General features: G+C 65.9%; 20 protein-coding genes and 1 pseudogene. 6 read left to right on the plus strand and 15 right to left on the minus strand.

What is annotated here, in order from left to right; genetic code table 11:
- Nucleotides 1-18: 18 nt before the first annotated feature.
- From ABT375_RS21790 to ABT375_RS21805, 4 genes are read right to left on the minus strand one after another with little or no spacing between them, the layout of a single operon-like run.
- Nucleotides 19-525: a hypothetical protein gene (locus ABT375_RS21790; protein WP_416465246.1), complete on the minus strand. Its 507-nt coding sequence runs from the start codon at nucleotides 523-525 to the stop codon at nucleotides 19-21.
- Entirely contained in the window at nucleotides 522-917 is a 396-nt protein-coding gene (locus ABT375_RS21795; RefSeq protein ID WP_416465248.1) for a c-type cytochrome, read from the minus strand. Before ABT375_RS21795 ends, ABT375_RS21790 begins: the two co-directional genes overlap by 4 nt.
- Nucleotides 917-2,449 carry an FAD-binding oxidoreductase gene (locus tag ABT375_RS21800; RefSeq protein ID WP_416465250.1) on the minus strand — a complete coding sequence of 511 codons (1,533 nt, stop codon included), beginning with the start codon at nucleotides 2,447-2,449 and terminating at the stop codon, nucleotides 917-919. The genes ABT375_RS21795 and ABT375_RS21800 overlap by 1 nt, the downstream gene beginning before the upstream one ends.
- A 28-nt stretch (nucleotides 2,450-2,477) precedes the next feature.
- Nucleotides 2,478-3,233, minus strand: a complete 756-nt coding sequence (locus tag ABT375_RS21805; protein WP_224550608.1) for an SDR family NAD(P)-dependent oxidoreductase — start codon at nucleotides 3,231-3,233, stop codon at nucleotides 2,478-2,480.
- A gap of 166 nt (nucleotides 3,234-3,399) precedes the next feature.
- On the opposite strand from ABT375_RS21805, the gene ABT375_RS21810 reads away from it, so the two are divergent.
- Nucleotides 3,400-4,236, plus strand: coding sequence for a p-hydroxycinnamoyl CoA hydratase/lyase (locus tag ABT375_RS21810; protein ID WP_416465252.1), 837 nt, complete (start codon nucleotides 3,400-3,402; stop codon nucleotides 4,234-4,236).
- Nucleotides 4,237-4,247: 11 nt separating this feature from the next.
- Here ABT375_RS21810 and ABT375_RS21815 read toward each other — a convergent pair whose 3' ends face one another.
- The 5 genes from ABT375_RS21815 to ABT375_RS21835 form a co-directional block, all read right to left on the minus strand.
- Nucleotides 4,248-5,660 (minus strand): efflux transporter outer membrane subunit, encoded by a 1,413-nt coding sequence (locus ABT375_RS21815; RefSeq protein WP_416465254.1) that lies wholly within the window; start codon nucleotides 5,658-5,660, stop codon nucleotides 4,248-4,250.
- Nucleotides 5,661-5,671: 11 nt separating this feature from the next.
- Entirely contained in the window at nucleotides 5,672-8,854 is a 3,183-nt protein-coding gene (locus tag ABT375_RS21820) for an efflux RND transporter permease subunit (protein WP_416465256.1), read from the minus strand.
- 90 nt (nucleotides 8,855-8,944) lie between these two features.
- Nucleotides 8,945-10,216, minus strand: coding sequence for an efflux RND transporter periplasmic adaptor subunit (locus ABT375_RS21825; protein ID WP_416465258.1), 1,272 nt, complete (start codon nucleotides 10,214-10,216; stop codon nucleotides 8,945-8,947).
- Complete coding sequence (locus ABT375_RS21830; RefSeq protein ID WP_416465260.1) at nucleotides 10,213-10,614, minus strand: hypothetical protein; 402 nt, start codon at nucleotides 10,612-10,614, stop codon at nucleotides 10,213-10,215. Before ABT375_RS21830 ends, ABT375_RS21825 begins: the two co-directional genes overlap by 4 nt.
- 348 nt (nucleotides 10,615-10,962) lie before the next feature.
- On the minus strand, nucleotides 10,963-11,574 hold the full coding sequence (locus tag ABT375_RS21835; protein ID WP_224550602.1) for a TetR/AcrR family transcriptional regulator: 612 nt from the start codon (nucleotides 11,572-11,574) through the stop codon (nucleotides 10,963-10,965).
- A gap of 135 nt (nucleotides 11,575-11,709) precedes the next feature.
- Between ABT375_RS21835 and ABT375_RS21840 the strand changes: the two genes are divergently transcribed.
- The 4 genes from ABT375_RS21840 (at nucleotide 11,710) to ABT375_RS21855 (ending at nucleotide 14,683) form a co-directional block, all read left to right on the plus strand.
- Nucleotides 11,710-12,834, plus strand: coding sequence for a cobalamin-independent methionine synthase II family protein (locus tag ABT375_RS21840; protein ID WP_416465262.1), 1,125 nt, complete (start codon nucleotides 11,710-11,712; stop codon nucleotides 12,832-12,834).
- Between the two features lie 8 nt (nucleotides 12,835-12,842).
- The gene (locus tag ABT375_RS21845) at nucleotides 12,843-13,232 is read left to right on the plus strand and encodes a nuclear transport factor 2 family protein (protein WP_416465264.1); all 390 of its coding nucleotides are present in this window, start codon (nucleotides 12,843-12,845) and stop codon (nucleotides 13,230-13,232) included.
- 18 nt (nucleotides 13,233-13,250) lie between these two features.
- Nucleotides 13,251-14,012, plus strand: coding sequence for an IclR family transcriptional regulator (locus ABT375_RS21850; RefSeq protein ID WP_261937008.1), 762 nt, complete (start codon nucleotides 13,251-13,253; stop codon nucleotides 14,010-14,012).
- Between the two features lie 401 nt (nucleotides 14,013-14,413).
- Entirely contained in the window at nucleotides 14,414-14,683 is a 270-nt protein-coding gene (locus ABT375_RS21855; protein WP_261937009.1) for a hypothetical protein, read from the plus strand.
- Between the two features lie 118 nt (nucleotides 14,684-14,801).
- Here the strand turns inward: ABT375_RS21855 and desA are convergent, their stop codons facing one another.
- The 3 genes from desA to ABT375_RS21870 form a co-directional block, all read right to left on the minus strand.
- Nucleotides 14,802-16,202, minus strand: a complete 1,401-nt coding sequence (desA, locus tag ABT375_RS21860) for a syringate O-demethylase (protein WP_416465266.1) — start codon at nucleotides 16,200-16,202, stop codon at nucleotides 14,802-14,804.
- Nucleotides 16,203-16,973, minus strand: coding sequence for an alpha/beta fold hydrolase (locus ABT375_RS21865; RefSeq protein ID WP_416465268.1), 771 nt, complete (start codon nucleotides 16,971-16,973; stop codon nucleotides 16,203-16,205).
- A gap of 74 nt (nucleotides 16,974-17,047) precedes the next feature.
- Nucleotides 17,048-18,388 (minus strand): MFS transporter, encoded by a 1,341-nt coding sequence (locus ABT375_RS21870; RefSeq protein ID WP_416465270.1) that lies wholly within the window; start codon nucleotides 18,386-18,388, stop codon nucleotides 17,048-17,050.
- A 191-nt stretch (nucleotides 18,389-18,579) separates the two neighbouring features.
- On the opposite strand from ABT375_RS21870, the gene ABT375_RS21875 reads away from it, so the two are divergent.
- On the plus strand, nucleotides 18,580-19,794 hold the full coding sequence (locus ABT375_RS21875) for a multidrug effflux MFS transporter (protein ID WP_416465272.1): 1,215 nt from the start codon (nucleotides 18,580-18,582) through the stop codon (nucleotides 19,792-19,794).
- Between the two features lie 99 nt (nucleotides 19,795-19,893).
- On the opposite strand, the pseudogene ABT375_RS21880 reads toward ABT375_RS21875, so the two are convergent.
- The 3 genes and pseudogenes from ABT375_RS21880 to ABT375_RS21890 all read right to left on the minus strand — a co-directional run.
- Nucleotides 19,894-19,980, minus strand: a pseudogene (locus tag ABT375_RS21880) (cytosolic protein); the annotation flags it as partial.
- A 65-nt stretch (nucleotides 19,981-20,045) separates the two neighbouring features.
- Nucleotides 20,046-20,897, minus strand: coding sequence for an S-formylglutathione hydrolase (gene fghA, locus ABT375_RS21885; RefSeq protein ID WP_416465274.1), 852 nt, complete (start codon nucleotides 20,895-20,897; stop codon nucleotides 20,046-20,048).
- Entirely contained in the window at nucleotides 20,897-22,009 is a 1,113-nt protein-coding gene (locus tag ABT375_RS21890) for an S-(hydroxymethyl)glutathione dehydrogenase/class III alcohol dehydrogenase (RefSeq protein ID WP_224550862.1), read from the minus strand. The genes fghA and ABT375_RS21890 overlap by 1 nt, the downstream gene beginning before the upstream one ends.
- Nucleotides 22,010-22,011 lie beyond the last annotated feature (2 nt).

Here is a 22,011-nt window from a genome sequence, read left to right on the forward strand (position 1 = left end):
CTCGAAGCGAACGGATGTTTAAGGTCTAACCATCACCCAACTGAACGCGGGCATCATCTCGCTGGCGGGCGCGACGGCGCATTGGCCGATCTTGTCCAGCGCCAGTTCGGCAAAGGCTTCGGGCCAGTGGGCTTGGGAAAGGTGTGCCAGCTTGGCGACGGTGGCGCCGTCCGCCTCGCAGTTGGCTACCATAGAAGCATGGCCATGCCGCACCAGCGCCACGCGCCGATAGCCTGCCTCTGCCGCGATCTCGCCGACCAGGAGTTCGTCGCTGCGCCGGGTGACAGCGAAGATCGCCGTGGGCGAAGTCGCCAGCAAAGCCCGCATCTGCCGCACGCGATCGCCGTCGAGCGTCACGGCCTGGCCGCCCAATGACTGAGCGCGGGCAGCGAAGCGGCGGCCGGCCATCAGTTGCGCGTCGTGCAGGAGGAGCGGCAAGGTGGTCGCCTCCGTCCGTCCGCCGATCACCGCCGTCGAGGCCACCGCTGCGCTTGCCAGAAAGCTCCTTCGAGACAGGCCGCTCATGGCTTCGCCCCCTTGGCCAGATGCTCGGCGATCTGCTGCAACTCGGCGTCGCTCACTTCGCCCCGCGGGATGGCGGGCATGTTGCCGATGCCCGTCCGCGCCGCCTGTACCACATAGTCGATGGTCAGATCGGTGCGCTTTTCCAGCAAGGGCTGGTCGGTGCGGCGCGCCAGAAGCCCCGTCCCCATGCCACCGGGTCCATGGCACATGGCGCATTTCGCCAGATAGAGTTTCTCGCCCGATCCCGCGGCAGGCCGCGACGACAGGGTTTCGGGCGCGGGCAAGGGCGGCGGCCCCTTCGACGCCTGCGTCGGCGTTTCGCTCGCCCGGCCGCAGGCGGCGCCTGCCAATATCAGCGCGGCACCCGCCAGCGCGATCATGCCCCGGCGCATCAGCCCTCCCCTCCCGTGCGATTGCTGGGCCAGATGCCGCTCTTCCCCGGTGCGATCACACCCTTGGGATCGAGTGCATCCTTCACCCTGCGGTTGAGCTGCCCCAGCGCACCTCTGTTAAAATCATAGGTGCCCGCGACTGCGTCCATATAGTCGAGATGGGTGCGATATTCGCCATAGCCCTGGGCCTTGGCGTCGACGATCAGATGTTTGAGGAAGGGGTCGACCCGGCCCATCAGGTCTGGATCGTCCTTGTTGATGAGCACGGCGTTGACGTTGATGAGGTGGCGCTCGCCAAAGGCGAAGCTGGCCTGATAGTCCATGCCATATTCCTTGTAGCGGGCGTAGGTGCGCTGGAACTGGGCCTGCGCCGCTGCGCCCGATTGCGGCAGGATGGGCGAAAAGCCGATATGGCCACCGCGGCCGCCATGCCAGTTGGCATTCTGCATCGGCATGGTGAGGGGCGTGCCGGTCCAACCGGTCGCCTCCAGCGGTTCGCCGGTCTTCCATGTCGTGGGGCGCAGCGACATGGGCTTGAGCTTACCCAGTTCCTGCTCCAGGATCGCATAGGCCGCCTTGTTGACCGAATCCCGGCCGTAAAGCCGCAGGCTCACCCCCCACCAGCCGACATTGAACTTCTTGCGGATCGCCGCGATCACATCGTCGGGCAGCGCGCCGGGCTTGTCGGTCCACTGGTCGCGGGTCGTGACCACGGCAGCGGCGCGCAGCCAGTTGCCGATGGTCGGCGACTGCTGCAAAAGCCCTTCGCGACGGAGCGGCGCGATCGCGTCGATCAACGGTCCCAGATCCTCCGGCCGGTCGAATTCCAGATCCATGCCCATCAGCGATTCCGGCGCGGGCATCAGCCACAGGCCCATTTTGGTGACGATGCCGAAATTGGACTGGACGAACATCTGGTCCCAGCCGGGGCCGAAGCCGAAGCGGTAGAGCTGCCAGGTCGGCGCGCCGTCCAGAGCGCCCATGCCGGTCCGCACGACGAGGCCGTCGGCCATCACCGCCTCTATGCCGCAGATGCGCGTCGCATGTTCGCCATAGGGGGTATAGCCCATGCCGCGATCCAGCGCATTGCCGACCACCGATCCCCAGCTATTGCCCGGCACCGACAGCCAATGTTTCATGCCCCTCGATTTCAGAAAGTCGTAGAGGTCGTAGAAGCCGACGCCCGGCTCCAGCAGCACCGTGCCGTTCGCCTCGTCATAGTCGATCTTCTTCATCCGGCTGAGGTCCAGCACCACCGACCCCGCCAGCAGCGGGGCGGAACCGCCATAGCCCAGATTCTTGCCCCGACTGATCGGCCACAGCGCAATGCCACGGTCGGAGGCGATGCGGACGATCGCCTGAATCTCCTCCACTGTCGCGGGGGCGACTGCCCCGGCCGGGTGATGGCGGGCGTCGTCGATCGCGAACTTGTCCTGATAGCTTGCCTGGTCGGCCTCATCGAAAAAGACATGATCCTTGCCGACGATCGCCGCGAAGGCGGCGATGGTGGCGGATGGAAGCGTTTGGGCCATGCTGTGTTGTGCCTTGTCGTAAAAGGGGTCAGGCCGCAGCGGTCCAGCGGGTGCGCGCGGGCGGACGCGCCCCACCATCCAGCCGCAGGACTTCGGCGTTGATCATCGGATTGCGGATCAGGAACATGGCGGCATCGGCAAATTCCTCGGCCGTGCCGGCGCGGCGGGGAAATTCCATGCCACCAACCAGTTCCTCGACCAGCGCTTGCGGCATGTGCGCGGTCATCGGTGTCGCGAAGAAGCCTGGCGCGATGCCGACGCAGCGGATCGCGTGGCGGGACAGGTCGCGCGCCCAGATGAGCGTGAGCGCGGCAAGCGCCGCCTTGGACGCGCCATAGGCGCCCATCCCCTCCTGCCCTTCGAAGGACGCGATCGAACAGGCATTGAGGATCACGCCCCGCGTGCCATCCGGGCCGTCCGGCGCGTTGCCGATCATGCGATGCGCGATATGGGCCGTGACGTTTACGGCGCCGATCAGATTGACGTCGATCACCCGGCGGAACGCGGCGACGTCGCCCGGCCCCGCCGACGTGGCGATCGGTCCGATGCCGCCGATACCGGCCATGTTCGCCAGGATCGACACGGGGCCGAGCTGGGCGATGGCGCTGGCCACCGCCGCCTCATCTGTAATGTCGCAGAGGATGGAGCGCACGCCCGGCAGTTTGCTGGCGCATATGTCCATCACCACAATATGTGCGCCCGCGGACAGCAAGTTGGACACCAGTGCGGCGCCCAGCCCCGATGCGCCGCCGGTGACGAGCGCCGTCTTGCCTTGCACATCCATCTCGCCTCGCTTCGCCGGCCATGCCAGTCTATTAATAACGATCGTTATTATCTGGCGGTATGGCCTGCTTGTCAAGCGGACTGCCCGCGGCGACCTTGAAAAAGCGCTTGCCTATCATGGCTGCCGGATTGTATGCCTATGATACATATCGTGCAGGAGCAGGAAGATGGAAGAGCAGGACGTCGTTTCCGTACATGTCGAAAACCGGATCGCCTGGGTGAATTTCGCGCGGCCGGCCAAGCGCAACGCGATGAGCCCGACGCTCAACCGGCGCATGATGGAGGTGCTGGACGAACTGGAATATCGCGACGATGTCGGCGTGCTGGTGCTGGGCGGCGAAGGCACCGCCTGGTCGGCGGGCATGGACCTGAAGGAATATTTCCGCGAGACCGAATCGCAGGGCCTGCGTGGCGTGCGCAAGTCGCAGGCCGAAAGCTATGGCTGGTTCCGCCGCCTGCGCTGGTATCAGAAGCCGACCATCGCCATGGTCAATGGCTGGTGCTTCGGTGGCGGCTTTGGTCCGCTCTTCGCCTGCGACCTCGCCATCTGCGCGGACGAGGCGCAGTTCGGCCTGTCCGAGATCAACTGGGGCATATTGCCCGGCGGTGGCGTGACCAAGGTGGTGGTCGACCTGCTGCCCATGCGCGACGCCATGTGGCTGACGCTGACCGGCGACCTGATCGACGGCAAGGCCGCATCCGCCATGCGGCTTGTCAATGAGAGCGTCCCGCTGGAGCAGCTCAAGGCCCGCACGACCGCAGTGGCGGAGATGCTGTTGAAGAAGAATCCGGTGGCGCTCAAATTCGCCAAGGATGCCGTCCGCCGCGTCGGCACCATGACCTATGACGAGGCGGAAGACTATCTGGTGCGGATGCAGGAAGCCGCCAATTTCCACGACAAGAGCGAAGGCCGCAAGGAAGGCATCCGGCAGTTCATCGACGAGAAGAGCTACAAGCCGGGTCTGGGCGCCTATGATCTGAGCAAGGCGAAGACCGAGGCCTGAAGCCGGTGGGATCAGGCCGCGGCCTGACCCCATCCCCCGCCCAGCGCCCGGAACAGGTCGACCTGCGCGAAGGACAGGGCGCGGGTCGCGGTCGCCAGATCGGCCTCGGCGCTCGCCAGCGTGCGTTGCGCGTCCAGCACCGTCAGGAAATCGATCTGCCCCTCGCGCTGCCGGGCCAGACTGATCCGGGCCGCGCGGGCCGCTTCGTCCCGCGCCAGGCCCAGCGTCCGCGCCCGCTCGATCGCGTGGGCGTAGGCGGACAAGGCGCGTTCGCTTTCCTCCAGCGCCTGTAGCACCGTACCATCGAAGGTCGCCAGCGAGGCCGCGCCGTCGGCCTTCGCCGCGCCGATCCGCGCCCGGATCGCTTCCGTGTTAGGGAAGGCCCAGCTAATGAGCGGCCCCAACACCCAGTTCAACGGCCCGCCGCCCAGCACATTGCCACCGCCCAGCGCCGTGGTGCCGACCGATCCGCCCAGCGTGATGCGGGGGTAGAGGTCGGCCGTCGCCACGCCGATCCGCGCCGTGTCCGCCGCCAGCCGCCGTTCGGCCGCGCGCACATCCGGCCGCCGCGCCAGCAGCGCCTGGCCGTCGCCGACCGGGATCGGCTGGGCCAGTTGCGGCGTGCGGGTCGCCGCGCGTACGCTGTCGGGCAATTGCTGCGGCGTCCGCCCGGTCAGCGTGGCCAATCGGAACCGCGCCGCATCCCGATCCGCGGCCAGCGCCGGGATCGTCGCCTTTTGCTGTTCGCGCAGCGCGGTCACACGGATCACGTCCAGCCGATCAGACCGACCGACTTCGAATCGCGCGCCGGTGATGCGGATCGACTGATCGAGCAGCGCCACCGTTCGCTGCGCCACCGCCAGCCGTTCGGCCGTAGCGGTGACGTCGAGATAGGCGCGCACCGTGTTGGCGATCACCGCGACGCGGACGCCGTCGGCATCGGCCTGCACCGCCGCCAGATCGCCCCGTGCCGCTTCGACGCCGCGCTTCACCCGGCCGAACAGATCGACTTCGTAGGAGACGTCGAGCCCGCCATCGAGCACCCAATTTTCCCGGTCTATGCCCGGCAGCGACTGCGCCGCCGACGTCCGGTTATAGGTGCCGGACGCGCCGAGGCTGGTCTGCGGCAGACGATCCGACTTCGCGCCGCGCAGCGACGCCCGCGCCCGCTCGATCCGCGCCACCGCAACGCGGATGTCGGTGTTGGCGGCCAGCGCGTCCCCGACGAGCGTGTCGAGCAGCGGATCGCCATAGAGCGTCCACCAGCGATCCTGCACGTCGGCCGTGCTGACCGCCGCGCCGGTCGCGCCGATGAAGGGCGCGGCCGCCGTTGTCGGGGTAGCGGGCGGCCGATAGTCCGGCCCGGCGGCGCAGGCGGTGAGCGCACTTGCGCCCAGCAGGAGAGCGATGAAAGTCCGGGTCATATCTCTGTTCCTCATTCGGCCGGCTGCAAGGCAGCGTCGGCCTCTGGACGCCGGCGGCGGGCGAAACGATCGCCCAGCGCGCGACACACGACATAGAAGGTGGGGGTGAAGAGCAGGCCGAAGGCGGTCACACCGGCCATGCCGAAGAACACCGCCGTCCCCAGCGCCTGCCGCAGCTCGGCCCCCGCACCGGTCGCGATCACCAGCGGCACCGCGCCGAGGATGAAGGCGAAGCTGGTCATCAGGATCGGGCGCAGACGGGTCTGCGCGGCCTGAACGGCGGCCTCGATCGGCGACAACCCCTGTTCTTCCTCCGCCTGCTTGGCGAATTCGACCACGAGGATGGCGTTCTTCGCCGCGAGGGCGATCAGCACCACCAGGCCGATCTGCGTCAGGATATTATTGTCCATGCCCCGCAGGTTGATGCCCAGCATCGCGGCGAACAGGCACATCGGCACGATCAGGATGATCGCCAGCGGCAAGGTCAGGCTTTCATATTGCGCCGCCAGCACCAGGAAGACGAAGAAGACGGCCATGCCGAAGACGATGCCGGCGGTGTTGCCCGCGCTCTTCTGCTGATAGGCGATGCCGGTCAATTCGCTGACATAGCCTTCGGGCAGCGCCGCGCTCATCTTGTCGATGGTCGTGAGCGACTGGCCGGACGAATAGCCGGGCGCCGTGTCGCCATCGACCTCCACCGCGGGCATCAGATTGTAGCGGACGACGCGATAGGGGCCGGTCTTGTCGCGGAAGGTGGCGACGGACCCGATCGGCACCATGCCCCCGGCGTTCGACCGGGTCTTGAGGTTGGCGATATCCGCCACGGTGCCGCGATGTTCGGCATCGGCCTGCGCGGTGACGCGATAGGTGCGGCCGAGCAGGTTGAAGTCGTTGACGAAAGCGGACCCCAGATAGACCTGCATCGCTTCGAACACGCGCTCCGGCGGGACGCCGAGCAGGTCGGCCTTGGCGCGGTCGACATCGGCGTAGATGCGCGGGGTGCCGACGTCGAACAGCGTGTAGATCATCGACAGGCCGGGAGTCTGGTTGGCCTTGGCGATGAAGTCCTGCGCGACCTTGTTCAGTTCGGCATAGCCACGATCCTGCCGGTCCTCCAGCATGATGCGATAGCCGCCGGCCGACCCGATGCCCTGGATGACGGGTGGCGGCACCAGCAGGATGCGCGCCTTGTCATAGCCGGCCATCGCCTTGTTCGCCTGCTCCATGATCCCGGCATAGGTGACGCCCTCCGCCTTGCGTTCGGCAAAGCTCTTGAAGGGGAAGTAGATCGCCGCCGAATTGGGCGCCGCGGTCTGCGACGGGCCATGGAAGCCGGCGAACATCACCGCGCCGCGCAGCCCCTTGATCGGCAGGATCTTGTCCGCGACCTCGCGCGTCACCTTGTCGGTGCGTTCGAGCGACGCGCCCGAGGGCAGTTGCACCACGGCCAGGAAATAGCCCTGGTCCTGGGACGGGATGAAGCCTGCGGGCGTCACCCAGAACAGGCCCGCCGTCGCCACGATCAGCCCGGCATAGGTCGCCAGCATCTTTTTGGGGCGAGCAACCAGCCAGCGGGTGAGGCGCGCATAGCGCTCGCTCATCCGGTCGAAACCAGTGTTGAAGCCATCCACCACCACGCCCAGCTTCTGCCGCCAGAGCGGGTCGTTGCTGCGGTCGCGCGGGCCATGTTTGGCATACAGCAGCAAAGCGGCTGCGGCGGGCGACAGGGTGAGCGAGAGGATCAGCGAGATGATCGTCGCGGTCGAGATGGTGACCGCGAACTGCTGGTAGAAGGCCCCGGAAATGCCGGTGATGAAGAGCGTCGGCACGAACACGGCGCACAGCACCAGCACGATCGCCACCAGCGCGCCCGACACTTCGTCCATCGACGTGCGCGCGGCCTCCAGCGGCGTCATGCCCCGACCGATATTGCGCTCGACATTTTCGACCACGACGATCGCGTCGTCGACGACGATGCCGATCGCCAGCACCAGCCCGAACAGGGACAGGTTGTTGAGCGAATAGCCCAGGCCCGCCAGGATCGTCGCCGTGCCGATCAGCGATACCGGGATGGCGATGATCGGGATGATCGCCGCGCGCCAGTTCTGGAGGAAGACGAGGATGACGAGCACCACCAGCAGCACCGCTTCCAGCAGGGTGTGATAGACCGCGTCGATCGACTGGCTGATGAATTCGGTCGGGTTGTAGATGACGCTATATTCCAGCCCCTTGGGGAAGCGCTGGGACAGTTGGTCCATCTCCGCCTTCACATGCTCGGCCGCGTCGAGCGCGTTGGAGCCGGGGCGCTGCATCACCGCGATGACGACGGTTGGCTTGCCCGACAGATAGGTGTTGATCGCATAATCCTGCGCGCCCAGTTCGACACGCGCGACGTCGCGGACACGCACCTGACGGCCATCGGCGTCGCTGCGGATCACGATATTGGAAAACTGGTCGGGCGATGTCAGGCGGCCCTGCATCTCGACGCCGAGCTGGAAGGCTTCGCCCCGGTCGTAAGGGGGCTGGCCGATCGCACCAGCCGACACCTGGACGTTCTGCGCGCGCAGGGCCGACACGATCTCGCCCGCGGTCAGGTCCATCGCGGCGGCGCGGCCGGGATCGATCCAGACGCGCATCGCATAGTCGCGCGATCCGAACAGTTGCACATCGCCCACACCGTCGAGCCGGGCCAGCCGGTCGCGCACCTGCGTCAGCGCATAGTTGGACAGGTAATTGCGGTCGAACGTGCCGTCGGGCGATTGCAGGTTCACGACCATCAGGAATTCGGGCGTCGTCTTGCGCGTCACCACGCCCAGCCGCTGCACCTCTTCGGGCAGGCGGGGCACGGCGACGGCGACGCGGTTCTGGACCAGCACCTGCGCGGCGTCGAGGTCGGTGCCGATCTTGAAGGTGACGGTGATCGTCACCTTGCCATCGCCGGTCGACTGGCTGCTTTGATAAAGCATATCGTCGACGCCGTTGATTTCCTGCTCGATCGGCGCGGCCACGGTCGATGCGACCGTTTCGGCGGACGCGCCGGGATATTGGGCCGATACCGTGACCGTGGGGGGCACGATGTCGGGATATTGGCTGACCGGCAGGCCGATAAAGGCCAGCGCGCCGATGACGGTGATGACCACCGCGATGACCGCCGCGAAGATAGGCCGGTCGATGAAAAAGCGCGAGAAACGCATCGGGCAAGTCCTTTGCGAAAAGCAAAAGGGAGGCCGCACGATCCGACGGGTCGGATCGTGGGCGGGGAAATCAACGGGAACGCGGCTGTGTTACCGCTCGAACGTCGCCTGAGATGCCACCAGCGCGGCCCTGTCGGTCGGTGTGATCGGTGCCGGGGTCGCCTTGATCGGGGCGCTGCGGGTCGCAACCTTCGTGCCGGGCGTGGCAGCCTGGGCATTGGTCACGACGACCTTGTCCTGTGGCGACAGTCCCGAACGGATGATCCGCAGCCCATCGACCAGCGGCCCCAGTTGCACTGGCTTGGCGGCGACCACATCGTCGCGGCCGACCACCAGCACCGTCTTGAGCGCCTGGTCGGACTGAATCGCTTCGTCCGGGACCAGCAGAGCGTTGACCTTGCCGCCGCTGGACAGGCGCATATTGCCAAACAGGCCGGGCGTCAGGAACAGGTCGGGATTGTGCAGCACGGCGCGGCCGCGGATGGTGCCTGACCGGGGATCAAGGCCATTGTCGGTGAAGTCGAGTTGTCCCTTCCAGCGATAATCGGCTTCGTCCTGCAGGCGGATTTCGACTTCGCCGCCATTGCCTTCAGCATGATCCCGCTGCGATTTCAGGAACAGCGCTTCGGAGGCGTCAAAGCTGAAATAGATGGGGTCGAGCGCATTGATCGTGGTGAGCAGGCTGGCGCCCGCCCCTTCCGCCCCCGATACCAGATTGCCGATATCGACCTTGCGATCGGATACCCGGCCCGATATCGGGGCGCGGATCAGGGTGAATTCGACATCCAGCGCACGAGTGCGGGCGCGGGCGTCGGCCGCGGCGAGCGCCGCCTGCGCCGCTTGCAGGCGGGCGCGTAGCGTATCGATCTCGCTCGCCGACACAGCTTCGTCACCGGTCAGGCGCTGGACGCGGGCATAGTCCGCCTGTGCCAGTCGCAGGCCGCTGCGTGCGCTGGCGACATTGGCGCGGGCTTCGGCCAGCGCGGCGAGAAAGGGCCGCTGGTCGAGCGTGAAGAGCAACTGCCCCTTGCGCACGATGTCGCCGTCGCGGAAGTGGATCGCCGTCACCGGCCCCGACACGCGCGGCCGGACATCGACCGTCTGGCTGGGGGCGAAGCGGCCGACATAATCGTCCCATTGCACCACCTGCCGCATCAGCGGTGCGGCGACGCCCACCGTCACCACCGGCGCGGCGGACGCCTGCGCCTGCGGCTGGCCCGCATATTTCCAGCCGACGCCCCCGACGATCGCCAGCGCCAGCGCGGCCCAGGCGACATGCCGGCCGCTCCAGCGCTTGCGCACCGCTTCAGACCGGATTTCCGCGGCCGGTGCGTCCGCGTCGATCTTCGTGATCATGTTCATGCGACAGTCCCCTTGATGCTGTGGCGCGCAGCGGTGATCGCGGAAAGGAGCAATTCAAGCTGCCCCTCGCTGAAACCCGCTGCGCGGAAATCGGTGATGGCGGAAGGGCGGACAGCGAAACCATTGTGCCACCCCTCCACGGCGAGCCGGCGCAGCGCTTCCAGACGCGCGCTGGCGAGCCGGAAATGCGGTTGCGGACCGAAGATCATGGTCTTGATCCGCGTCCAGAGGCCCGGTTCGCGCAAAGATGCCAGACCATCGCCGCGGGCCAGTTGCACTACCTGCCATTCGGTCGGCGAAAAGCCGGTGGCGGCGGCTTTGATACGGTCGCGCACGACAGACAAGGCGATGCCGTCGCCAACCGCGAGCAGCGGCTGGGCAAAATCGATATAGGCCATTTGATCGGTCCCCTGATGATGCGCAAACCTGGCCGCGCCGCCCGATGGGGCATGCACGATCCTCTCCCGAACCGCGGCGGCGTCAGGATGCGCAGGTCATGGTCGGCAGGACGCAGGCCCCACCCGGCATGACCAGATGTTGATGCAGATGCGGCGCGCCGGAACGGCCGTTAAGTCGATGTCACTCGCTTATGGATAAACAGGCTTTTGCCATTGAGCCTCCTTCGAGGCTGAGCCTCAACCGGATTTCATACTTATCGGTATATAATGCGATGCGGCATGTCGTCAACCGCTTTCTGTACCGCTTGGTAAAAATTTATGAAGCGATGCTGAACGAGGCGGAAATGCTCAGGCGCTGGGCCACATGGCGAGCGTCGTTTCAACCAGCTGCTCGAGCTGCGCGGGAGTCGCCCCGCCGCTGGCCTGGACGCCCATGCCCTGGATGACGGCGGTCAGATAGGTGGCGATCGCGGCCGGTTCGATCGCGGCGGGCAGATCGCCTTCCGCCCTGGCGCGCTCCAGCCGTTCGACCAGCGCCTTGTCCGACGAGGCGCGGCGCGCGATCACATCGGTCTTGATCGATTCGGCCTGGGTGGTGCAGGCGACCATGCTGATGACGCCGAGGCAGGCGCGCGGATCATTGCCGCCGGTCTGGATTTGCAGGGTGCCGCGCAGCAGACGTTCGGCGACACCGCGCGCGGTGGGGGCATCGAGAGCGGAGCGCATATAGCAGAGCTTGTCGCGCTCATAGAGGTCGAGCGCCTTGTGAAACAGCGCTTCCTTGTTGCCGAAACAGGCGTATAGGCTGGGCTTGGTGATGCCCATCGCCTCGGTCAGTTCGGCCAGCGACGCGCCTTCATAGCCGCGGGTCCAGAAGACCTGGAGCGCAGCCGACAGGGCTTCCTCGGGATCGAATTCCCTGGGGCGTCCTCTCGTTACGGGTTCGGCTGCCATTTTCATACCGATCGGTATATAGGCATGGCAACGCGATTGTCCAGATGCCGCACCCTCCCTTTCGCAGGGTACTTCACATTTATGATATATCCATATTCGTGAATTTATGGCACCTATCTGCCATTCGAGGGAGAGAGATGCATGTCCATAGCCACCACCCATGTCGGCAGCCTGCCGCGCGGCGACGCGCTTACCCCGCTGCTGCTGGCCCGCGACAAGGGCGAGCCCTATGATGCCACCTTGTTCGATGCGGCGGTCCAGCAGGCGGTGACCGAAGCAGTAGCGGCGCAGGTCGGCGCGGGCGTGTCCATCGTCAGCGACGGCGAACTGGGCAAGGTCGGCTATTCCACCTATATGATCGAGCGATTGTCGGGCTTTGGCGGGCATATCGATCGCAAGGTCGCGGCCGACCTCGCTCCGCTGCCGGAACTGCGGCAGAAGCTGGCGGCGATCATGGGGAGCCAGGAATTTACCCGCGCCTCCTGCATCGGGCCGGTCCGGCTGGTGACGCTGGCGCCGCTGCACGACGACATCCGCCGGTTCAAGACGGCGCTGGCCGGTCATGCCGGCACCCGCGCCTTCATGAACGCCGCGTCCCCCGGCCTCATCACCGCTTTCCAGGTCAACCGCCATTATCCCAGCCACGAAGCCTATCTGGCCGATCTGGTCGATGCGATGCGCGAGGAATATGAGACGATCGTCGCGGCGGGATTCGACCTGCAGCTCGATTGCCCCGACCTCGCCATGTCGCGCCACACCGGCTATCAGGATGCGAGCGACGAGGAGTTCATCAGGATCGCCGCCGCCAATGTCGAAGCACTGAATGCCGCGACCGCCAATATCCCCGCGGACCGGATGCGAATGCATATCTGCTGGGGCAATTATGAAGGGCCGCACGATCACGACATTCCGCTGGAGAAGGTGATCGACATCATATTGGCCGCCCGTCCCGCGACCGTGCTGTTCGAGGGCGCCAATCCATGCCACGAGCATGAATGGACGGTGTGGCGCGACGCCAAAGTGCCGGGCGACAAGATCCTTGCCCCCGGCCTGATCGATACCTGCTCCAACTATGTCGAACATCCCGAACTGATCGCCCAGCGGATCGCGCGTTTCGCCGGGATCGTCGGCAAGGACCGGGTGATCGCCAGCACCGATTGCGGCTTCGGCACCTTCGCCGGATATGGCAAGATCGACCCGGCGGTGACCTGGAAGAAGCTGCGGTCGCTACGCGCCGGCGCGGACCTGGCGGACGCGCGCCTGTGAGGTCGGCAGTGACGGACGAGCAGCGCCGCGGAATCGAACAGGATTGCGCCCGTCTGGTTGCGCTCTACGCCAATCTGAATGACGCGGGGCGATGGGCGGATGTCGCGGCGCTCTATGCGCCCGATGGCCGCATGGCGCGCCCGACTGCGCCGGACGAGTGGACGGAGGGGCGCGACGCGATCCTCGCCGCTTTCCTCGCCCGGCCGGCGCGGACGACGCGGCATGTCTGCTCCAATGTCGTCATCGACGTCCTGAACGACAGCGAAGCGACGGGGGAAAGCGCAATGCTGTTGTTCACAGGCGAGGGCGCGCCGAAAGTCGGTTCCTTTCACGACCGTTTCGTGCGCATAGAGGCGGGCTGGCGCTTTGCCGAAAGGCGGGGCGGTCTTACGTTTTAAACAGGGGTTCGCTGGCTCATGAATGGCACCACGCCGTCCACCGTCAAATCGGCGATGCGCACCATTGACATCATCGAATATGTCGTGGCGCGCCCGGCCGGGGTGGTGGCGCAGGAGATCGCCGCCGGGCTGGCGATCCCGGTCAGCAGCCTGTCCTACCTGCTCGCGACGCTGGCGGAGCGCCACTATCTGACCCGCGAAGGGCGGCGCTATCTGCCTGGGCCAGCGCTCGACCGACTGGCCGCGCCCCGGATCGCCATGTCGCTGGCCGACAAGGTCCGGCCGCTGGTCAAGTCGCTGCGGTTGCAGATGAACGAGACGGCGTCCTTCTTCATCCGCGACGGCTGGCATCTGGAGGCGATCGTGACCGAGACGGCGGAACAGTCGCTGCGCTATTCGATCAGCGTGGGCACGCGCAGCCCGCTCCATTGCCTGGCCGCGGGCAAGGCGCTGCTCGCCACCATGGCCGATGCCGAACTGGACGGCTATTTCGCACAGGCGCGGCTGGAGAGCTTCACCCCCAGCAGCATTACCGATGAAGCGCAGTTGCGCGCCGAACTGGCGGAGATCCGCGCCACCGGCATCGGCCGCACTCGCGAGGAATATACGCCGGGCATCTGCGGCCTTGGCATGGCGGTGATGGTGGACGATGTGGCGGTCGGCGCCTTTGCCCTGGCGATCCCCGTGCCGCGTTTCACCGCCGAGGTGGAGGGACGGACCATCGCCAAGCTGGAGCAGGCCGTGAGCCTGTTCACCGCCGCCGAGATGCCGGCGGTGTGAAGCGTGGCGCGTCATGGACGCGGCGAGGCAAAGTATACAGTGTCGTCGGGTGAAAGAGGCCGGACGCGTTCGCGAAGCGCTTCCGACGCCCCTGCGAAGCGTCTGTGACGCGCCGCATGGGCGACAGCGGCGCGACAGGCGCACGACGGTTATGCGCCGCCGACACGACAGGGACGCATCAACGGTCCGGGCGGGTCTGAATGAGGCGAAACGCTGCTTCATCCATCAGGATAGATCAGACATTATCCTACATTGGAAGGGGTTGGGTGGTTGGAAGAAATGCCGAAAGCCTATCTGTCTTTGAATGGCGACAATGGGTGGTGAGGGGACGGTCGGGCTTCGAGAAAACATCCGGGATAGCGGACATTGACGCCAATCAGATTGGCCCTGATGATAGCGGTATGCAGACGGTATTCCGCTATTGCCTCTATTTGGCTTTTGCCGGGATGGCACTGGTCTTCTGGATGCTCTATTTTTTGCTCGTTCTCGGCATTTTTCCGGCACCGGTCGAGCCAGCATGTTCTTTGGAACCAGCGGGGTGCCCGCCTCCCGGCATTTTTATGCAAATTCTCGCGCCGCTATCCATCTTCGGGGCGATTCCGTTAACTACCCTCGTTTTCGTGTTTTACAGGCAATGGGTTCGGCGGCTTTGCGGCAACAAGGCTGATTAAATGATCGTCTCTGATTGGTCGTCACCGGACCAATAGCTTTGCGAAGCTCCGTCCCCCAACGAAAACGGGGGACGCCTTTCGGCATCCCCCGTCCCCTCCCGCTCGGGATATCAGCCGATCAGGCGGCCTTGGTGCGCCAGCCGTCGGCGTAGTTGTCGCGGGCGGCTTCCGAATAGGGGACCGAGGAGACGATCGCCTTGATTTCGGTCTGGACATGCGGTTCGACGGTCGGCTTGCGCGTGCCGCCATTGGGTTCGCCCCACAGCAAAGTCACTTCGGTGCCGGGTGCGGCGAATTCGGCGTCGACCATCGCCAGCGCCAGGAAGCGACCGGCATTGATGGTGTAGCCGATCCAGGTGGACAGGCCGACGGTCTTCCCATCCTTCAGCACCGCATCATAGGGATGCATACAGTAAACGGCGCTGGGGAATTCGAGGAACTTGGCCTTGTCGCCGGTCTGAAGCATGGAGCTCATGACGCGGACGATATCTTCATTGTCGAGGGCCAGCGTCACCTTTTGACGGTGCGGCTGATCCTTGATCTTTTCCAGCGCTTCGCGGCCGACGAACTCATGGTCGAACTTGACCATGATGCCATAGCCCAGTTCCCACGGATTGAGGTAGTAATCCTCGATCTTGTCGGAGACGAAGCTGCCGCCGAGCGAGCATTTGCCTTCATAGCTGTTTTCGCCGATCCATTCGCGAAAACCCTTCGAGCCTTCGCCGGTATAGGTGGCGGGCAGCGGCGAGGGGATCCAGCCGGATTCCAGCGTGTTCGACGAATAGGTACGGCCGCCGCACAGGGTGAGGCCATAATCCTTGCCCGCTTCGATCAGCGCGTTGCGGACGGTGTCATAATCTTCCCACGGACCAAACAGTTCGTAGCCCGGCTGGCCGGCCATGCCGTGGCGCAGCGCGCGCACTTCGACGCCGGCGATCATGATCGGCGCCATGTGGAAGAATTTCAGGTCCGGCGGGGTCTGGCCCATCGCCTTTTCCAGCACCGGCATGGCGTTCGGCCCCTGCAACTGGAAGCGATAGTTGCGGCGATAACCCTGCTGGTCGAGCGGGCGGGCGATGGTGCGCTCGTCGCGTTCCACCTTCACGTCCCACTTGCCGGTCGAGGCCCAATATTCGACCCATTCGATCGAGGGGGCGCGGCCGACCAGTTCGAACTTTTCTTCTTCCAGATAGAAGAGGATGACGTCGCCGATCACATAGCCTTCGGGCGTGACGGGCGCGAACTGCTTGGCGCGGTTCGGCACGAAGCCCTTGAAACTATTGGGGGCGAGATAGGCGAGCATGTCGAACGCGCCGGGGCCGGTGACGAGCAGGTCGACCATGTGGAAGCTCTGGTTGAACAGGACCGAGCTTTCCGCCCAGCTGCGCTGTTCGTCGCGCCAGTTGCTATATTCGCCCGGCACGCCCGGATAGGCATTGGGGCCGACCTGCTGGTTGCGCAGGAATTCGACGATGTCGCCCTTTTCATCGAGCAGCTGTTGCAGGGTCTTGTCAGTCATTCAAACCTCTCCTTCGACTTGATCCGGAAGTTCACAAATGTCTTGCACGGACGGCATTGAAAGCCATTGCCGCACGAGATGGTTGAAGGCCTGCGGCGCTTCCGCAGGCATCATATGGCCGGCGCCTTCGACGACGCGCAGTTGCGCGCCGGGAATCGCGGCGGCGATGGATATATGCTGGGCGACCGGGGACCATTGGTCCTGCCGGCCGACCATGGCGATGGTCGGACAGGCGATCGCCGGCAGCAGCGCATCGACCGAGGGACGGTGCAACAACGCCTCGATCTGGGCTTCGAACGTCGACAGGCCGGCGGCGACCGCCATGGCGTAGAGCGCGTCCATCAGCGCTTCGTTGCGCAAGGCCGCGAATCCCATCATCGGCGGCAGCCATTGCGCCACCAGCGCGCCGATGCCCTGGGCGCGGCCGATATCGCGCAGGCGGTAGCGACCCTCGCGCTCGCCGGGCTTTACAGGGTGAACGCCGGTATCGACCAGCGCGAGCCGCTCCACGCGATCGGGCGTCTTGCGCATGACTTCAAGCGCGACCCGCGCGCCCATCGAATGGCCCAGCAGGGCGCAGCGATCGGGCATGTGGGCGATGACATGATCGGCCATCGCCTCGATTCGGTCGCAACCGGGGTAGAAACCATCGATCACAGCGCTGCCGGGGAAAGCGGCCAGCGTTTCGCCGAACATGCGGGAATCGCACAGCAATCCCGGCAGGATCAGGAGGGGGGCGCCGACATCGCAATCTGATGATTTCGCATCCATGAATATTTCATCTACACGAATATTTCGGGTCGGGCCAGAGAGAAAATGCGGGCGGGCGACCCGAATGATCCGCGCTAAGGCAGGTGCCTTTCCTCATCCGCCGGGCGAAGACGCGACAGCAGCAGGACCAGCGCGGCGACCGCAGAACCCAGCGCGAGCAGCAGCGAGGTGACGCCCCTGCCCGCCCCCACCGCCAGCAACTGCCCGGCGAGGAACGGGCCGAGCGCCGCGCCCATGCGGCCGAAGCCGATCACCGTGCCGGTGCCGGTCGCGCGCAGCGTGGTGGGATAGATATTGGCGATCAGGGCATAGAGGCCGACCACCGATCCATTGGCGAGAAAGCCCAGGATGAACGCCGCCACCTGAAGCCAGACCATGGCGGCGGGGACGGCGCCGAAGGCGGCGACCGCGACCGCCGCGCCGGCCAGCCCGCCGATCACCAGCGGGCGCAGGCCGAGGCGCGGCGAGAGGAAGCCGAGCGTCAGCCCGCCGATCGCGCCGCCCATGTTCATGAACACCGACACGATCGTCGCGCGCGACGGATCGAACCCCAGCGCCACGACCAGCGAGGGCGCCCAGCCCAGCGCATAATAGAAGGTCATCATGTGCAGGCCGTACATGAGGATCAGCGCGATCGTGGTGACGCGGTAGCGATCGGCGAAGAGCTGGCCCATCGACGCCCTGGGTTCGTCCACGATGGCCACCTGCCCCGCTTCCGGCTGGCCGAGCCGGCGCAATATGGCGTTGATGCGCGGCAGCGCAGCCGGGCCGTGGCGAGTGGCGAGCCAACTGACCGATTCGGGCAGCAGGAGCAGCACGAGCGGCACCATCAGCGCGGTGGCGCCGGCGCCGGCGAGGAAGATCGATTCCCAGCCATGGTTCCTGAGCAATTGCGCCGCGCCCCAGCCGCCGACGATGCCGCCGACCGGATAGCCCGCCGCCATGATGCTGACCGCCAGGTCGCGGCGGCGCCGGTTGGCGAATTCCGCCGACGCGGCGTTGACCGCCGCCAGCACCGCGCCGAGGCCAAGGCCGGTAAAGGCGCGCAGCAGGCAGAGTAGCACGACGTTGGGGGCGAAGGCGGAGGCCAACATTCCGCCCACCATGATGGCGAGGCACAGGAGGATTTGCGGCCGACGCCCGATGCGGTCGGCAAGCTGGCCCAGCGTCAGCGAGCCGACGACCATGCCCGCCAGCCCGGCCGACACGACCAGCCCGATCGCGCCGGGGCCGATGCTCCATGCGCGGGCGATGCCCGGCGCGGCGAAGGTGACGGCGAGAATGTCGAACCCGTCGAGCGCATTGAGCAGAAAGCAGATGGCGATCGCCATGACCTGCGGCAGGCGCATCGGCCGGCTGGCCAGAATGCTGCGCGGATCGTCGGCGGGCAAGGCTGCGGTCGGCATGACGGCCATGGGCGGCGTTCCTCTCATTTATCGGGGCAAGGCGCGGCGGCGAGCGCTGCGCTCCATGCGGCGCACATTGTATGTGGATGACACAATATGCAAATCGAAACATCGCCGGTCGCAAGGCCGCGCAAACGCTTGTGAAAGGCGCAAAACAAATATAACGTTCGTTACTAATTAGGGAGAGGACTGACCAGACGATGCCGCACGCCACCGACCCGGCCGGCCGGAAAGACACCGAGCCGAGCCTGCTGCTGGGCATCGCCTTCGGCTTTCTCTCCTCGCTCGGCCCCTTCGCCATCGACCTGTACCTGCCGGCCATGCCGGGCATGGCGCGAGCGATGGCGGCGGACAGCGGCGCGGTGCAGCGCACGCTGTCCGCCTTCTTCCTGGGGCTGGCGCTGGCGCAGATTCCGTTGGGGAGTTTGGGCGACCGGTTCGGGCGGCGGCGGCCGCTGATCGGCGGGCTGGCGCTATTCACGATCGCCTCGATCGCCTGCGCGATGGCGACCAGCCTGACCATGCTGGTCGCATGCCGATTTCTACAGGGCATGGGGGCATGTGCGGGGACATCGAGCGTGCGCGCGATGATCCGCGACCGGCATAGCGGTCATCGCGCCGCGCAACTCATGGCCTTCACCTTCCTGATCATCGGCATATCGCCGGTGCTGGCGCCGCTGGCCGGAAGTTACCTGTTGCAGATCATGCCGTGGCGCGGACTGTTCCTGCTGCTGGCGGGCGGCGGCATCGTGGCGCTGGTGGCGGTCGCGCTGAGGCTGCCGGAATCGCTGCCGCCCGAAAAGCGGCTACGCCCTCAGCCGATGATGCAGGCCTATCGCGGGTTGCTGGCGACGCCCGCGTTCCTGGGCTGGACGCTGGTGGCGGGGCTGGCGACGACGGTGCCCTTCGCCTTCGTGACCGCCGCGCCGTTCGTCTATACGCAGGGGTTCGGGCTGACGCCGCATCATTACAGCCTGCTGCTGGCGCTGAATGCCGTGACGTCGATCATCGCGACCCAGTTCGCGCCGGCGCTGATGCGGCGGCTGGGCGCGCGGCCGCTGGTGACCGGGGTGGCGCTGGTCGCAATCGGCGCGACCGGGCTGATCGCTTTGGCGGGCGCGGGGGCGCCGATCGCGCTGTTCCAAGCCTATTCGATGCTTTTGTTCGCCCTGTCCGGCTTCATCCTGACGCCTGCGGCGATTTCCGCGCTGGATGCGGCGGCCGGCGGCGCGGGGGCGGCGGCGGGATTGCTCGGCACGTTGCAACTGGCGATCACGGCCGCGGCAAGCGCGGCGGTGTCGCTGCTGCCATCGGTGTCCATCCTGCCGCTGACCGGCGTTCTGGGGGTCAGTTTCCTGACGATGCTGCTGGTGATGGCGGCGCTCGGCCTGGAGCAGGCGCGCGTGCGCGCCTAGAGCATGCTGCGTTAAATCCGACGCACATCGCGCGCTCTTAGTTTTTGTTGTCGCATCGTTTTAAGCAGAAAAGCGGTTCCCATTTTTCCGCACGATGCTCTAGCCGACCTGCGCCAGCCAGTCGGCGAGATTATAGTGGTTGCTGACCCGCGCGATCCGGCCGTCGCGGATGACGAAGAAGGCGCCCTTCCCTTCGCGCACCGCGCCCTGCTAGGGTTCGTTCACGACATCGTCGGTCAGCAGGTCGATGCTCATGCCGCGCCTTGCTGCGTCAGCCGCGCGGCGTGCCAGCGCAGATGATCGCCCATGAAGGTTGCGATGAAATAATAGCTATGGTCATAGCCATCGCGCAGCGTCAGCGTCAGCGGGATGCCGGCCCCGTCGCAGGCGGCGCGCAGCAGACCAGGCCGCAATTGCGGCTCCAGGAAAGCGTCGGCCGCGCCCTGGTCCACCAGCAAGGCGGGCAGGCGCGCGCCATCCTCGATCAGGGCGACGGCGTCATGCTTGCGCCAGGCGGCGCGATCGTCGCCCAGATAGCCGCCCAGCGCCTTGTGTCCCCAGGGCACTTGCGAGGGCGCGACGATCGGCGCGAAAGCGGAGACGGCCTTGTACCGGTCGGGGTAGGTCAGGCCGATGGTGAGCGCGCCATGGCCGCCCATCGAATGGCCCATGATCGACTGGCGATCCGGGTCGGCGGGGAAATGTGCGGCGACGAGCGCGGGCAGTTCCTGCGTCACATAGGACCACATGCGGTAATGATCGGCGAAGGGCGCCTGCGTCGCATCGACATAGAAGCCCGCGCCCAGCCCGAAATCATAGGCGCCGTCGGGGTCGTCGGGCACGCCCTCACCGCGGGGCGAGGTGTCGGGTGCGACGAAGATCAGCCCCAGTTCGGCGCACAGGCGGCGATATTCGCCCTTGTCCGTGACATTGGCGTGGGTGCAGGTCAGCCCCGACAGATACCAGACGACCGGCAGCGTCGCGCCCGCCTCATGCGGGGGGACATAGACCGAGAAGGTCATGTCCGTGCCGGTGACGGCAGAGGCGTGCCGGTACACGCCCTGCACGCCGCCAAAGGCGCGATTGGTGCTGACCGTTTCCATCAGTAGACGACGACCGAACGGATGCTCTTGCCCGCGTGCATCAGGTCGAAGGCGGTGTTGATCTCCTCCAGACCCATGACATGGGTGATCATCGGGTCGATCTCGATCTTGCCGGTCATGTACATGTCGACGATCTTGGGCACGTCGGTCCGGCCCTTGGCGCCGCCGAAGGCCGTGCCGCGCCAGTTGCGGCCGGTGACGAGCTGGAAGGGACGGGTCGCGATCTCCTTGCCCGCTTCGGCCACGCCGATGATGATCGACGTGCCCCAGCCGCGATGGCAGGCTTCCAGCGCGGTGCGCATCACATCGGTATTTCCGGTCGCGTCGAACGTATAGTCGGCGCCGCCGTCGGTCATCTCGACGATCTTCGCCACGGTGTCCTCGCGCGACAGGCCCCTGGAGTTGAGGAAGTCGGTCATGCCGAACTTGCGACCCCATTCCTCCCGGTCGGGGTTGATATCGACGCCGATGATCCTGTTCGCGCCGGCCAGGCGTGCGCCCTGGATCACGTTAAGGCCGATGCCGCCCAGGCCGAAGATGACGACATTGTCGCCCACCTGCACCTTGGCCGTATTGATGACCGCGCCCACGCCCGTGGTCACGCCGCAGCCGATGTAGCAGCTCGACTGGAAGGGCGCGTCCTCGCGAATCTTCGCCACCGCGATTTCAGGCAGGACGGTGAAATTGGAGAAGGTCGAGCAGCCCATATAGTGGAAGACGGGCTGGCCCTTGTAGGAAAAGCGGGTCGTGCCGTCGGGCATAAGCCCCTTGCCCTGGGTCGCGCGGATCGCGGTGCACAGGTTGGTCTTGCCCGACAGGCAGCTTTTGCACTGGCGGCATTCGGGGGTGTAGAGCGGGATGACATGGTCGCCCGGCTTGACCGAGGTGACGCCGGGGCCGACTTCGCGCACGATGCCCGCGCCCTCATGGCCCAGGACCGAGGGAAAGATGCCCTCGCTGTCCAGCCCGTCGAGCGTGTACGCGTCGGTATGGCAGATGCCCGTCGCCATGATCTCCACCAGAACCTCGCCCGCCTTGGGGCCTTCCAGGTCGAGTTCGACGATCTCCAGCGGTTTCTTGGCTTCGAAGGCGACGGCGGCGCGGGTCTTCATGG

It is taken from the genome of Sphingomonas sp. VDB2 (assembly GCF_047946695.1).
Taxonomy (GTDB): Bacteria; Pseudomonadota; Alphaproteobacteria; order Sphingomonadales; family Sphingomonadaceae; genus Sphingobium; species Sphingobium bisphenolicum.

What these genes read in the sequence shown, in the direction of transcription:
- ABT375_RS21810 (WP_416465252.1), top strand. Translation starts at nt 3,400, where the DNA reads ATGGAAGAGCAGGACGTCGTTTCCGTACATGTCGAAAACCGGATCGCC.
- fghA (WP_416465274.1), bottom strand. Translation starts at nt 20,897, where the DNA reads ATGGAAACGGTCAGCACCAATCGCGCCTTTGGCGGCGTGCAGGGCGTG.
- ABT375_RS21840 (WP_416465262.1), top strand. Translation starts at nt 11,710, where the DNA reads ATGTCCATAGCCACCACCCATGTCGGCAGCCTGCCGCGCGGCGACGCG.
- ABT375_RS21795 (WP_416465248.1), bottom strand. Translation starts at nt 917, where the DNA reads ATGCGCCGGGGCATGATCGCGCTGGCGGGTGCCGCGCTGATATTGGCA.
- ABT375_RS21875 (WP_416465272.1), top strand. Translation starts at nt 18,580, where the DNA reads ATGCCGCACGCCACCGACCCGGCCGGCCGGAAAGACACCGAGCCGAGC.
- ABT375_RS21870 (WP_416465270.1), bottom strand. Translation starts at nt 18,388, where the DNA reads ATGGCCGTCATGCCGACCGCAGCCTTGCCCGCCGACGATCCGCGCAGC.
- ABT375_RS21835 (WP_224550602.1), bottom strand. Translation starts at nt 11,574, where the DNA reads ATGAAAATGGCAGCCGAACCCGTAACGAGAGGACGCCCCAGGGAATTC.
- ABT375_RS21830 (WP_416465260.1), bottom strand. Translation starts at nt 10,614, where the DNA reads ATGGCCTATATCGATTTTGCCCAGCCGCTGCTCGCGGTTGGCGACGGC.
- ABT375_RS21855 (WP_261937009.1), top strand. Translation starts at nt 14,414, where the DNA reads ATGCAGACGGTATTCCGCTATTGCCTCTATTTGGCTTTTGCCGGGATG.
- desA (WP_416465266.1), bottom strand. Translation starts at nt 16,202, where the DNA reads ATGACTGACAAGACCCTGCAACAGCTGCTCGATGAAAAGGGCGACATC.
- ABT375_RS21850 (WP_261937008.1), top strand. Translation starts at nt 13,251, where the DNA reads ATGAATGGCACCACGCCGTCCACCGTCAAATCGGCGATGCGCACCATT.
- ABT375_RS21865 (WP_416465268.1), bottom strand. Translation starts at nt 16,973, where the DNA reads ATGGATGCGAAATCATCAGATTGCGATGTCGGCGCCCCCCTCCTGATC.
- ABT375_RS21800 (WP_416465250.1), bottom strand. Translation starts at nt 2,449, where the DNA reads ATGGCCCAAACGCTTCCATCCGCCACCATCGCCGCCTTCGCGGCGATC.
- ABT375_RS21805 (WP_224550608.1), bottom strand. Translation starts at nt 3,233, where the DNA reads ATGGATGTGCAAGGCAAGACGGCGCTCGTCACCGGCGGCGCATCGGGG.
- ABT375_RS21825 (WP_416465258.1), bottom strand. Translation starts at nt 10,216, where the DNA reads ATGAACATGATCACGAAGATCGACGCGGACGCACCGGCCGCGGAAATC.
- ABT375_RS21890 (WP_224550862.1), bottom strand. Translation starts at nt 22,009, where the DNA reads ATGAAGACCCGCGCCGCCGTCGCCTTCGAAGCCAAGAAACCGCTGGAG.
- ABT375_RS21815 (WP_416465254.1), bottom strand. Translation starts at nt 5,660, where the DNA reads ATGACCCGGACTTTCATCGCTCTCCTGCTGGGCGCAAGTGCGCTCACC.
- ABT375_RS21790 (WP_416465246.1), bottom strand. Translation starts at nt 525, where the DNA reads ATGAGCGGCCTGTCTCGAAGGAGCTTTCTGGCAAGCGCAGCGGTGGCC.
- ABT375_RS21820 (WP_416465256.1), bottom strand. Translation starts at nt 8,854, where the DNA reads ATGCGTTTCTCGCGCTTTTTCATCGACCGGCCTATCTTCGCGGCGGTC.